12 protein-coding genes are annotated in these 12,378 nt (G+C 69.7%); all 12 read right to left on the reverse strand.

Going from position 1 to position 12,378, the window contains the following annotated elements; all coding sequences use genetic code 11:
• Positions 1-32: 32 nt before the first annotated feature.
• Positions 33-266 (reverse strand): ATP synthase F0 subunit C, encoded by a 234-nt coding sequence (atpE, locus tag JIW86_RS14820; RefSeq protein ID WP_030857147.1) that lies wholly within the window; start codon positions 264-266, stop codon positions 33-35.
• Positions 267-345: 79 nt separating this feature from the next.
• A complete protein-coding gene (gene atpB, locus JIW86_RS14825) occupies positions 346-1,152 on the reverse strand; it encodes a F0F1 ATP synthase subunit A (RefSeq protein ID WP_257559327.1) in 807 nt (268 codons plus the stop codon).
• A gap of 241 nt (positions 1,153-1,393) precedes the next feature.
• A complete protein-coding gene (locus tag JIW86_RS14830; RefSeq protein WP_215148863.1) occupies positions 1,394-1,831 on the reverse strand; it encodes a hypothetical protein in 438 nt (145 codons plus the stop codon).
• A gap of 274 nt (positions 1,832-2,105) precedes the next feature.
• Positions 2,106-3,440, reverse strand: a complete 1,335-nt coding sequence (locus JIW86_RS14835) for an MraY family glycosyltransferase (RefSeq protein ID WP_215148861.1) — start codon at positions 3,438-3,440, stop codon at positions 2,106-2,108.
• Between the two features lie 116 nt (positions 3,441-3,556).
• A complete protein-coding gene (gene glyA, locus JIW86_RS14840; protein WP_257554169.1) occupies positions 3,557-4,786 on the reverse strand; it encodes a serine hydroxymethyltransferase in 1,230 nt (409 codons plus the stop codon).
• A 136-nt stretch (positions 4,787-4,922) separates the two neighbouring features.
• The gene (locus tag JIW86_RS14845) at positions 4,923-5,555 is read right to left on the reverse strand and encodes a protein-tyrosine-phosphatase (RefSeq protein WP_215148857.1); all 633 of its coding nucleotides are present in this window, start codon (positions 5,553-5,555) and stop codon (positions 4,923-4,925) included.
• Positions 5,552-6,199, reverse strand: coding sequence for an L-threonylcarbamoyladenylate synthase (locus tag JIW86_RS14850; RefSeq protein WP_257554170.1), 648 nt, complete (start codon positions 6,197-6,199; stop codon positions 5,552-5,554). Before JIW86_RS14850 ends, JIW86_RS14845 begins: the two co-directional genes overlap by 4 nt.
• Before the next feature lie 58 nt (positions 6,200-6,257).
• Positions 6,258-7,103, reverse strand: coding sequence for a peptide chain release factor N(5)-glutamine methyltransferase (gene prmC / locus JIW86_RS14855; protein WP_054224694.1), 846 nt, complete (start codon positions 7,101-7,103; stop codon positions 6,258-6,260).
• A 49-nt stretch (positions 7,104-7,152) separates the two neighbouring features.
• Entirely contained in the window at positions 7,153-8,232 is a 1,080-nt protein-coding gene (prfA, locus tag JIW86_RS14860; protein WP_257554173.1) for a peptide chain release factor 1, read from the reverse strand.
• A 126-nt stretch (positions 8,233-8,358) separates the two neighbouring features.
• Positions 8,359-8,577 (reverse strand): 50S ribosomal protein L31, encoded by a 219-nt coding sequence (gene rpmE / locus JIW86_RS14865; protein ID WP_215148851.1) that lies wholly within the window; start codon positions 8,575-8,577, stop codon positions 8,359-8,361.
• A gap of 171 nt (positions 8,578-8,748) precedes the next feature.
• Positions 8,749-9,849, reverse strand: coding sequence for an LCP family protein (locus tag JIW86_RS14870; RefSeq protein WP_257554174.1), 1,101 nt, complete (start codon positions 9,847-9,849; stop codon positions 8,749-8,751).
• Positions 9,850-10,162: 313 nt separating this feature from the next.
• Positions 10,163-12,307 carry a transcription termination factor Rho gene (rho, locus tag JIW86_RS14875; protein WP_257554176.1) on the reverse strand — a complete coding sequence of 715 codons (2,145 nt, stop codon included), beginning with the start codon at positions 12,305-12,307 and terminating at the stop codon, positions 10,163-10,165.
• Between the last annotated feature and the right edge of the window lie 71 nt (positions 12,308-12,378).

Below are 12,378 nucleotides of genomic sequence, written 5' to 3' on the forward strand. Positions count from 1 at the left end.
TTCGTCGATTCGGACTAGTCGTGGAGTTCGTCTTAGTAGACGAACGGCATGACCAGACCGATGAGGGCGAGCGCCTCACAGAAGGCGAAGCCGAGGATCTGGTTGGCGCGGATCAGACCGGCAGCCTCGGGCTGACGGGCGAGAGCCTGCGTACCGTTACCGAAGATGATGCCGACGCCGACGCCCGGGCCGATCGCCGCGAGACCGTAACCGACGGAGCTGAGGGAACCGGTGACGCCTTCGGCGGCAGCGAGGATCTGGGACATGCCAGTTCTTCCTTCTCTTTCATGGACCGGTGGGGGTTGGCCACCGGACGATTCGGGGGTTTGCAGGAGCGGGCGGCGCTCAGTGGTGCTCGGCGACCGCGCCCTGCAGGAAGCTGCAGGCCAGGAGCACGAAGACGTACGCCTGAACAGCCTGGATGAACAGCTCGAACGCGGTCATGACGATGACCATGATGAACGAGACGCCCGCGTAGGCGATGCCGATCCCGTTCAGCAGGTACCAGCTGGCGATGGTGAACAGCAGCAGCAGGGTGTGACCGGCGAACATGTTCGCGAACAGTCGGACCGCGTGGGTGAAGGGGCGGACCAGGACGTTCGAGAAGAACTCGATCACCATGACCAGCGGCAGGATCCCGCCGAGGGACTTGTCGTAGCCCGTGACGTTCTTCAGGCCGCCGACGAAGCCGTGACGCTTGAAGGTCACCGACATCCACATGACGTAGATGACGAGGGCGAGCCCGGCCGGGTACGCGATGACGGCGGTCACCGGGAACTGGGCGATCGGGATGATCGACCAGAGGTTCATCATCCAGACGAAGAAGAACGTCGCGACCATGAAGGGGACGTACTTCTCGCCTTCCTTCTTGCCCAGCGTCTCGTAGACGATGCCGCGGCGAACGAAGTCGTAGCCGGCCTCGGCGATCATCTGGAGCTTGCCCGGGACGACCTTCGGCTTCCGGAACGCGGCCCAGAAGAAGCCGACGATGATGATCGAGCCCAGCAGGGCCAGCAGCATCGTCTTGTTGAAGTACAGGCCGCTGTCGTCACCGAAGATCGGCTTGAACAGGAACGAGTACAGGGTCGGGCCCGGGAAGCCGCAGCCAGTGCCGTCTTCGAAATGACAGTTGATCTCGAAGGCGAGCGTCATGTCAGCAGCACTCACCGCAGGGCTCCTTCAGCGTGGCGCATAGGTACGGCAACCTCGTTGTGTCGGCGCGGCGCGCAGCCGCGGTTCGGCACTGGACAGGTGTTTCGGATGGTGGGGCGGCAATCAGGCATCGAGCCTCGCGATGGAACAGGCGTCAGCTCAGATGCCCGCGCCCGCAGTGCCGCAGTTGGCACCGGACGATAGCAGGATCTCGAACGCCCACTTATCCCGGCCCTACCCCTCACGACTTCGGCCCCGGATTTTCGGGCTTGTCGCCCTTCATCGAGTCCGGTTCGACGTAGAGGATCTTGGCCTTCATATGAGCACGGGTCTGTGCGCCGATCCACACGAGGGTGGTGGCGACAAGCGTGATCGCGAAGGCCTTGGGGTGGAACAGAGTGGTGTTCTTGAACGCGGCGAGAAAGACGAAGAGCAGCAGAATCTGGGCCGCGTAGAGCATGAGCCCCATGGCCTGGAAGAGATGCGGAAGTGATTTCGCCGTGCGCTGCAGAACCACGAATCCGATGCCCATGAACAAAATCACGACCAGCGTCGCGACGATGGCACCGACCGCACCTTTACCGCCGACGACCAGAGCGCTGATCACAGCGGCGAGAGCGCCGGCGGCAGCGGTGGGTACGGCGGCTTGCAGGAGGGATCGGACGTCATCAGACCGCATGGCGGGTTGCTCCGCGTGGTGGTGGGGGCACGGGACTCGTACGGGACGAGCGTAAGCCCGGTCCGAGTGTGATCCTCGGGCCAATGGACCGTCGCACTACGGTCCTTCGGCTCTGTCGCCGGGTTTAGTGAACGGTATCACAAACTATTTGATGAGAGCTTTACCTGCGAAGTGTGCTGACTGTCACACATGAGAGGGACCCTGCGCGTGTGTGCGCGACAGGCGAGACTCTTGTCTGGTATTGGACACCCATATCCGACATGCCCATGGGCTGTCAGCGGGTGGATTCAGCCTTACGCCGGTCGGGGAAGCGCGAACGGGGGCCGATGGCGGTCGCCCCGTTGACGCCGGACACCCCCACGGCGATCGGCCTGGCGGGCTCCGGCTCGGTGCCCGAGGCGTCCCGGGCGGCCGCTTCGGCCGCGGCCTCGGCGGCCCGGGTGGTGTGCCGGTAGCGCGGCGGCACGAGGCCCTCCGCCCAGCGCGGGGCGCGCGGGGTGAAGCGCGGCAGGAGCAGCAGGATCAGGCCCACGGCGCTGAGCGCGGCGATCGCCAGCACGATCCACATCGAGGCGGAATTCACCGAATACGCCACCGTGCCGAAGGCGATCAGCCCTGACCAGAAGTACATGATCAGCACCGCGCGGCTGTGCGAATGCCCGAGCTCCAGCAGCCGGTGGTGCAGGTGCCCGCGGTCGGCCGCGAAGGGCGACTGGCCCTTCCAGGTACGCCGGACGATCGCCAGGACCAGGTCCGCCATCGGGATCGCGATGATCGTCAGCGGCAGGATCAGCGGGATGAAGACCGGGAACATCGCATGCGTCGCGTTGCGCTCACCGCCCGCGAACAGGGCCAGCGCGTCCGGGTCCACCTGGCCGCTGAGGGAGATGGCGGAGGCGGCCAGCACCAGGCCGATGAGCATCGAGCCGGAGTCGCCCATGAAGATCCGGGCGGGGTGCATGTTGTGCGGCAGGAAGCCGAGGCACATGCCCATCAGGATCGCGGCGAAGAGGGTCGCGGGCGCGGCCTGTTCGATGCCGTAGCCGAACCACAGCCGGTACGCGTAGAGGAACAGCGCGGTGGCGGCGATGCAGACCATGCCGGCGGCGAGGCCGTCCAGTCCGTCGACGAAGTTCACGGCGTTGATGGTGATCACGACGAGTGCGACGGTGAGCAGGTTGCCCTGCCACTGGGTGAGCGGGACCGTGCCGATCCCCGGGACGGGGATCCACAGGATGGTCAGCCCCTGCATGACCATCACACCGGCGGAGATCATCTGCGCGCCGAGCTTGATCAGGGCGTCGAGCTCGAACTTGTCGTCGAGTACGCCGACCAGCCAGATCAGGGCGGCGCCGGAGAGCAGCGCGCGCGGTTCGTTCGAGAGCTCGAAGACGCCGTTGAGGTTGCGCAGGTTGTCCGCGACCAGCAGCCCCGCGCACAGACCGCCGAACATGGCGATGCCGCCCAGCCGTGGCGTGGGCTCGCGGTGCACGTCGCGGGCGCGGATCTCCGGCATGGCCCCGGCCGCGATCGCGAACTTCCGCACGGGCCCGGTCAGCAGGTAGGTCACCGCGACCGTGACACAAAGTGTCAGCAGATATTCACGCACGGGCTGCCCCAGATGTATCGCCGGCCATCTCAGCCCCACACATTAGCTGTGATGTCCCCTCCACCAAGGACGCGAGGGGGCGGTATACCGGTTGCAGTACGCCCCGCTTGTCCTGCTTACTCCCCGTAAGGGGGAAATCCCATCGTCAGCTCCTTGACCTCCGTACGGGTCCTCGCGGCTTCCCCGTGCAGCGCGGCCGCAAACAATGCCGCGATCCGGAGCATCTCCGTCTCCCCCATCCCCTGGGTGGTCACGGCGGCGGTGCCCAGGCGGACGCCGCGCTGGTCCCCGTACGGGAGGGCGCAGGTGTCGAGCACGATCCCGGCGGCGGCCAGCCGGCCCCGCGCGGTCGGGCCGTCGATGCCCAGCGGCGCCGGGTCGGCGGTGATCAGGTGCGTGTCGGTCCCGCCGGTGGTCACGGTGAAGCCGTGGTCCTCCAACGCCTCTGCCATCGCCCGGGCGTTGGCGACGACCCGGTGGGCGTACGTGGCGAAGGCGGGAGCCGCGGCCTCCCCGAAGGCCACGGCCTTGGCGGCGATGGTGTGCATCTGGGCGCCGCCCTGGGTGAAGGGGAACACCGCCCGGTCGATCCGCTCGGCGAATTCGGCGCCGCACAGCAGCATGCCGCCGCGCGGACCCCGCAGGACCTTGTGCGTGGTCGCGCAGACGATGTCGGCGTACGGGACGGGGCTGGGCGCGGCCCCGCCGGCCACCAGCCCGATGGGATGGGCGGCGTCGGCGATCAGATAGGCCCCGACCTCGTCGGCGATCTCCCGGAAGGCCGAGTACTCGGGGTGGCGGGGGTAGGAGATGGAGCCGCAGACGATCGCCTTCGGCTGGTGCGAGCGGGCGAGCTGCTGCACCTGCTCGTAGTCGATGAGCCCGGTCTCCGCGTCCACGCCGTAGCCGACGAAGTCGAACCACCGGCCGGAGAAATTGGCGGGCGAGCCGTGCGTGAGGTGGCCGCCGTACGGGAGCCCCATCGCCAGCACCGTGTCCCCGGGCCGCAGCAGCGCGGCGTACGCGGCCAGGACCGCGGAGGAACCGGAGTGCGGCTGGACGTTGGCGTGCTCGGCGCCGAACAGTGTCTTCGCCCGTTCCACTGCCAGCTGCTCGGCCACGTCCACGTACTCGCAGCCGCCGTGGTACCGGGCGCCGGGGTATCCCTCGGCGTACTTGTTGGAGAGCGAGGAGCCGAGCGCGGCGAGCACGGCGGGCGAGGTGAAGTTCTCGGCGGCGATCAGCTGGAGGGTGCTCGCCTGCCGCTGCCGCTCCCCCGCGAGCACGTCTGCCATCTGCGGGTCCTGCTGTCGCAGGACGTCCGTGGGCTGGGTGATGACACTCATGGCGCGACTCCATGGGGTACCGGGTACCAGCCACCATATCCCCGACGCCCTCCTCGCACCGCTCGGCGCCAGGGCGCCCCCCGGACGGAGTCCAGGAGAGGGTCCGGGGCGGAGCCCCGGGCAACGGCTCCGCAGGTCAGCGGGAAGCGGTCACGCCCGTCAGTGCGGTCACGACGGGGTCCAGCGCCTGGTTGATCTCGTCGCCGATCGACCGGAAGAAGGTGATCGGCGCCCCGTACGGGTCGTACACCTCGTCCGCGTCCGGCGACGGGGCCAGCAGCCAGCCGCGCAGCGCCGCCGCGGCCCGTACCAGGGCGCGTGCGCGCTCCGCCATGCCGTCGTCCAGGGGCGGCAGGGTGGCCGGATCTATCGCCCGGACCAGCCGGGTGAACTCCTTCAGCGTGAAGGTCCGCAGCCCCGCCGAATGACCCATCGAGATGACCTGCGCCCGGTGGTCGCGGGTCGCGGTCAGCACCAGGTCGGCCCGGATGACGTGCTCGTCGAGCAGCTCCCGCCCGGTGAAACCGGAGGCGTCGGCTCCGAAGTCCGCCAGCACGGCAGCCGCGTTCGCCTCCATCGGCGCGCCCTCGTGGCCCCAGGTGCCGGCGCTCTCCACGATGAGGTCCGCGCTGACCAGGCCCCCGAGGCGGTGGGCCAGGGCGTGCCGCGTCAGCCGCTCGGTGATGGGCGAGCGGCACACGTTGCCGGTGCTGACGTGGAGTATGCGGAAAGCGGTTCCCCCAGCTATGCCACGCCCGTCAGGGCTCACGGGGCGACCTCGAGGTCGGGTACGACCTCCCGCAGCTGCTCCGCGGTGAGCGCCCCTTCGCGCAGCAGGACGGGAACCTTCCCGGTGACGTCGACGATCGACGACGGCTGGATGCCGGGCGTCGGACCCCCGTCGAGGTACACGGACACGGAGTCCCCGAGCATCTCGCGCGCCGCGTCGCAGTCCTCGGGCGCCGGGTGCCCGGACAGGTTGGCCGAGGACACCGCCATCGGGCCGACCTCGGTCAGCAGCTCGATCGCGACGGGGTGCAGGGGCATGCGTACGGCCACGGTCCCCTGGGTGTCGCCGAGGTCCCAGGCCAGCGAGGGCTGGTGCTTGGCGACGAGCGTCAGCGCGCCCGGCCAGAAGGCGTCGACGAGCTCCCACGCCTGCTCGGAGAAGTCGGTGACCAGGCCGTGCAGGGTGTTCGGGGAGCCGATGAGCACCGGGGTGGGCATGCTGCGGCCCCGTCCCTTGGCGGCGAGCAGGTCGTGGACGGCCTCCGGGCTGAAGGCGTCCGCGCCGATCCCGTACAGGGTGTCGGTGGGCAGCACGACGAGCTCGCCGCGGCGCACGGCGGATGCGGCTTCGCGCAGACCCGTCTTGCGGTCCGTCGCGTCGTTGCAGTCGTATCGCCGGGCCATCAGCGGGACTCCTCGTGCATCAGGGGGGTGACTGTGTCACTGGGTGAACTGGCGCGGATCACGGCAGTGCCTTGCGGGCGGTCGCGAAGCGCGGGCGGTTGTTCAGGTCGGGGTGGTCGGCGGCGTCGGCCCAGCCCCGCTCCTCGGCGAAGATCCACGGGACCTGGCCGCCCTGGGTGTCGGCGTGCTCGATGACGACGATGCCGCCGGGCCGCAGCAGCCGGTGGGCGGTGCGCTCGATGCCGCGGATGGTGTCGAGACCGTCCTCGCCGGAGAAGAGGGCCATCTCCGGATCGTGGTCCCGGGCCTCGGGGGCCACGTACTCCCACTCGGTGAGCGGGATGTACGGCGGGTTGGAGATGACCAGGTCGACCTGCCCGTCGAGCTCCGGCAGGGCGCTCAGCGCGTCCCCCTGGTGGACGGTGACCCGGGAGCCCTCGGCGTTCTTGCGGGTCCAGCGCAGGGCTTCCTCGGACAGCTCGACCGCGTGCACGCGCGAGCGCGGCACCTCCTGCGCCATGGCCAGCGCGATCGCGCCGGAGCCGGTGCACAGGTCGACGATCAGCGGCTCGACCACGTCCATCGCCCGGACGGCGTGTATGGCCCAGTCCACGACCGACTCGGTCTCGGGCCGCGGGACGAAGACCCCGGGCCCGACCTGGAGCTCCAGGTAGCGGAAGAAGGCGCGGCCGGTGATGTGCTGGAGCGGCTCGCGCGCCTCGCGGCGGGCGACGGCCTCCCAGTAGCGGGCGTCGAAGTCCGCGTCCTTGACGTGGTGCAGTTCCCCCCGCTTGACGCCGTGCACGAAGGCCGCGAGCTCCTCCGCGTCGAAGCGCGGTGAGGGCACGCCGGCGGCGGCCAGCCGCTGGGTGGCCTGGGCCACCTCGGCAAGCAGCAAGTTCACGCTGGTCCTCCGGGCTGCTGTCGTACGGGGGGTGAAGCAGGGTTCAGGGTCAGTGCGCGGCCGCGAGCTTGGCCGCGGAGTCGGTGTCGACGCAGGCCTGGATGACCGCGTCGAGATCGCCGTCGAGCACCTGGTCCAAGTTGTACGCCTTGAATCCGGTCCGGTGGTCCGAGATCCGGTTTTCCGGGTAGTTGTACGTGCGGATCTTCTCCGAGCGGTCCACGCTGCGCACCTGGCTGCGGCGCACGTCGGAGGCCTCCTGCTCGGCGGCCTCCTGGGCGGCGGCCAGCAGGCGCGAGCGGAGGATGCGCATGGCCTGCTCCTTGTTCTGGAGCTGGCTCTTCTCGTTCTGGCAGGAGGCGACCACGCCGGTCGGCAGGTGCGTGATGCGCACGGCCGAGTCGGTGGTGTTGACGGACTGGCCGCCGGGGCCCGACGAGCGGTACACGTCGATGCGGAGGTCGTTCATGTTGACCTCGACCTCGACCTCCTCGGCCTCCGGGGTGACGAGCACGCCGGCGGCGGAGGTGTGGATGCGGCCCTGGGACTCGGTGGCCGGAACCCGCTGGACGCGGTGCACGCCGCCCTCGTACTTCAGGCGGGCCCACACGCCCTGGCCGGGCTCGGTCGCGCCGTTGCCGCCCTTGGTGCGGACGGAGACCTGCACGTCCTTGTAGCCGCCGAGCTCGGACTCGGTGGCGTCGATGATCTCGGTCTTCCAGCCCACGCGCTCGGCGTAGCGCAGGTACATGCGCAGCAGGTCGCCGGCGAACAGGGCCGACTCGTCACCGCCCGCGCCCGCCTTGACCTCCAGGAGCACGTCCTTGTCGTCGCTGGGGTCGCGCGGGACCAGCAGCAGGCGGAGCTTCTCGGTGAGCTCCTCGCGCTGCTGCGTCAGCTCCTTGACCTCGGCGATGAAGTCCGGGTCGTCGGCCGCGAACTCCTTGGCCGTCTCGATGTCCTCGGCCGACTGCTTCCACGCCCGGAAGGTCGCGATGATCGGGGTCAGCTCCGCGTAGCGCTTGTTCAGCTTGCGCGCGTTGGCCTGATCGGAGTGGACCGAAGGGTCGGCGAGCTTCTTCTCAAGATCGGCGTGCTCGCCGACCAGTTCCTCGACCGCCTCGAACATCGGGGTACTCCTGGGGTAAAAGTGCGAAGGACTGCAGGGGGTGACGGGGCTAGCCGACGACAAAGGCGCCGGTCCGGCCGCCCCCGAGTGGACAGGGGGCGGCCGGTGACCGGCGCCTGGGTCGCGCTACTTCTTGGCCGCACCCTTGCCGAAGCGAGCCTCGAAGCGCGCCACACGGCCACCGGTGTCGAGGATCTTCTGCTTGCCCGTGTAGAACGGGTGGCACTCGGAGCAGACCTCGGCACGGATGGTGCCTTCGGTCAAGGTGCTACGGGTGGTGAACGACGCGCCACAGGTGCAGCTGACCTGGGTCTCGACGTACTGGGGGTGGATCTCGCTCTTCAAGGTGTCTCCTAGATTCGGGAGGGCGCCGGGTCGCAGGAGCCGAATTGCGCGCTGCGTGAACCGGGGCCGACAGACCAGTCTGCCAGGACCGGGCTGCCTGTCAAAATTCTGAGGACGCCTCCCTCAACGGAGAGGGGCCGGCATCTATTCCGCACCGGATCGGAAGGCTCTCTACTGGACGACCTTGCCGGCGGTGCCCTTGTCGCCCATCGAGTTCTCGGTGGCCTCGGCGGGAACGGGCTGGTCGGCCAGCAGGGCGTCCCAGACCAGCTTGGACTGCTTGGTCAGCGGGGCCACACGGTCGGAGTCGAGCGCGTCCGCCGTCACCGGCAGCGTGATCATGTGCATGTTCTGGGCGTCGATGCCCTGGAGGCTCTGGGCGAAGCCCATGAGGGACTTCACATCGCCGAGCGCCTTGTCGGTGGTGATCGTCTTGGTGCCGGTGTCGGCGAGGTCGAGCAGCCGCTTGGGGTTGTCGAACAGGCCGATGCTCTTGACCTGCTTGATCAGCGCCTTGATGAAGGCCTGCTGGAGCTGTATTCGGCCGAGGTCGCCGCCGTCGCCGACGCCGTGGCGGGTACGGACCAGCCCGAGGGCCTGCTCGCCGTTCAGCTTGTTGGGGCCGGCCGGGAGGTCCAGGTGGCTGTAATCGTCCTTGATCGGCTTGCTGGTGGTCACCTCCACCCCGCCGAGGGTGTCGATGATCTTCTTGAAGCCCGTGAAGTCGACCTCGATGTAGTGGTCCATACGGATCCCCGACATCTTCTCGACGGTCTTGACCGCGCAGGCCGCCCCGCCGATGGTGTACGCCTCGTTGAACTGCTTGCGCGTCCCGCCGGGGTCGGTCTTCCCCTTGGCCGTGGTGCAGGAGGGGCGGGCGGTCATGGTGTCGCGCGGGATCGATATGACGCTGGCCTTCTGGTGGCCCTCGTAGAGGTGGACGATCATCGCGGTGTCGGAGCGGGCGGAGCCGCCGTCGTCCGGGCCGTACTCGCCGTTGGCGCCGCCGCGGGAGTCGGATCCCAGGACCAGGATGTCCATCGAGCCGTTGTCGACGTTCTGCGGTCGGTCGGTGCCGAGCGCCTGGTCGATGTCGACGGTCTTCAGGTTGCCGTTGAGCTTGAAGTAGAAGTAGCCGAGCCCCGCCCCGCCGAGCAGGACCACGCCCGCGGCGGTCCACGCGGCGATGACGAGAGCCCTGCGGCGCTTCGGCGGTTTCCGTCGGCGCCGGCCCGCGGCGCGCCCGCCGCTGCCCTTGCTGTCGTCGCTCATGCTCTCCTCGGTCCTTAGGTCCGTGCCCCGGTCGTCTGCGGCCGCCATCCACCGTGCGTCCTCTGACACAGACGGCCGAGCGCCCCCCAGGGTTCCACGGCGCCGGGAGCCCCCCGATCGGCGCGTACATGACCATCCGCGCGGGTGATCATCACGTGGCACCACCTCCAGCCTGCGGTTTTGGCCGGGGACGCCGCGGAGCGGGAGAGGGTTAACCGCGGGACGGGGTGTGCGCAAGAGCACAGCGGCGGCAAAAGCACAGCCGCCCCCGCCGCGGGTGCGGCGGGGGCGGCTGTGTGGTGACGCCGGTGACTCAGTCGTCGTTCTTGCCCGACGGAGTCGTCTTCGCGATCTGCATCAGGAACTCGGCGTTCGACTTCGTCTGCTTCATCTTGTCGAGGAGCAGCTCGATCGCCTGCTGCGAGTCGAGCGCGTGCAGCACCCGGCGCAGCTTCCAGGTGATGGAGAGCTCCTCGCTGTTGAGGAGGATCTCCTCCTTGCGCGTGCCCGACGCGTCGACGTCGACGGCCGGGAAGATGCGCTTGTCGGCGAGCTTCCGGTCGAGCTTGAGCTCCATGTTGCCGGTGCCCTTGAACTCCTCGAAGATCACCTCGTCCATGCGCGAGCCGGTGTCGACCAGCGCGGTGGCCAGGATGGTCAGCGAGCCGCCGTCCTCGATGTTGCGCGCGGCACCGAAGAAGCGCTTCGGCGGGTACAGCGCGGTCGAGTCGACACCACCGGACAGGATGCGGCCGGAGGCGGGCGCCGCGAGGTTGTACGCGCGGCCCAGGCGGGTGATGGAGTCCAGCAGGACGACCACGTCGTGACCCAGCTCGACGAGACGCTTGGCGCGCTCGATGGCCAGCTCGGCGACGGTGGTGTGGTCCTCGGCCGGACGGTCGAAGGTCGAGGAGATGACCTCGCCCTTGACCGACCGCTGCATGTCGGTGACCTCTTCCGGACGCTCGTCGACCAGGACGACCATCAGGTGGCACTCGGGGTTGTTGGTGGTGATCGCGTTGGCGATCGCCTGCATGATCATCGTCTTGCCGGCCTTCGGCGGCGAGACGATCAGACCACGCTGACCCTTTCCGATCGGTGCGACCAGGTCGACGATCCGGCCGGTCAGCACGCCCGGGTCGGTCTCCAGGCGGAGCCGGTCCTGCGGGTAGAGCGGGGTCAGCTTCTGGAACTCCGGCCGTCCGCGCCCGGATTCGGGCGCCATGCCGTTCACCGAGTCCAGTCGCACAAGGGCGTTGAACTTCTCGCGGCGTTCGCCGTCCTTGGGCTGGCGCACGGCACCGGTGGTGTGGTCGCCCTTGCGCAGACCCGCCTTGCGGACCTGGGCGAGGGAGACGTACACGTCGTTGGGGCCGGGCAGGTAGCCCGAGGTCCGGATGAACGCGTAGTTGTCGAGGATGTCGAGGATGCCCGCGACGGGGATCAGCACGTCGTCGTCGGCGACCTGCGGCTCGTTCGGGGCGAACTCGTCGCGGCCACGACGGCCACGGCGGTCGCGGTAACGGCCGCGACGGCCGCGACGGCCGCCCTCGTCGTCGAAGTCGTCCTGCGGACCGTTGTCCTGGGGACCCTGGCGGTCCTGGCGGTCCTGGCGGTCCTGACGGCCCTGCTGGCCCTGGCTCTGAACCTGGCCCTGGCCGCGGCCGCCCTGCTGCTGACGGTCGCCGCGCTCGGCGCGGTCCTGACGGCCGCCGCCCTGGCCGCCCTGCGGCGCGCCCTGACCCTGGCCGCCCTGGCCCTGCTCGTCGGCCTTGGCGCCGCGGTCGCGACGGTCGCGCTGGCGGTCGCCGCGCTCGCCGCGCTCGGCACCGCGGTCACGGCGGTCGCGACGGCCGCGGCCCTCGCCGTCCTGTGCGGGGGCGGAGACGGCGGTGGCGGCCTCGGCCTTCACGTCCGTCTGCGGCGCGGTGGCGGTCGCCGTGGCGGCCTCGGCCTTGACGGTCTCGGTCTTCTCCTCGACCTGCACGGCGGCGGGGGCCGAGGCCTCCGGGCTGCCGGACGGGGCGGTGGCCCGACGCCGGCGGCGCTCGCCGACCGGGGCGTCCTCGCTGGCCGGCTGGCCCGGGATGTCGATCTGGGCCTGCGCGGCAGGCTTCTCGGCGGGCGCCTCGGCGGCGGCCTCGCCCGTGCGGGCCTTGCTGGTGGCGCGGCGCTTCGGCTTGGCCTCGGCGGTGTCGGCGGCGCCTGCGGCGGAGGCGGCCTTGGGCGCTCCGGCGCCACCCGCCTGCGTCTCCTTGATGACCTCGATCAGCTGGCTCTTGCGCATCCGCGCGGTGCCCCTGATGCCGAGGCCCGACGCGACCTGCTGCAGCTCGGCCAGGACCATGCCGTCAAGGCCGGTGCCGGTGCGGCGACGCTTGGGTGCGGCGCCCGCGGCGGGGGCACTGGTGTCGACAGAGGTGTCGGCAGCGCCCATCAGATCGGTGGTGTCGCTCACGAAGGGTCCTTCCCTGGAGCGGACGTCGGCCTGTCTGGCTCGGCGACCGGTTGTGCTGTCCGACAACAGTC

Source organism: Streptomyces sp. NBC_00162, from assembly GCF_024611995.1.
GTDB lineage: Bacteria > Actinomycetota > Actinomycetes > Streptomycetales > Streptomycetaceae > Streptomyces.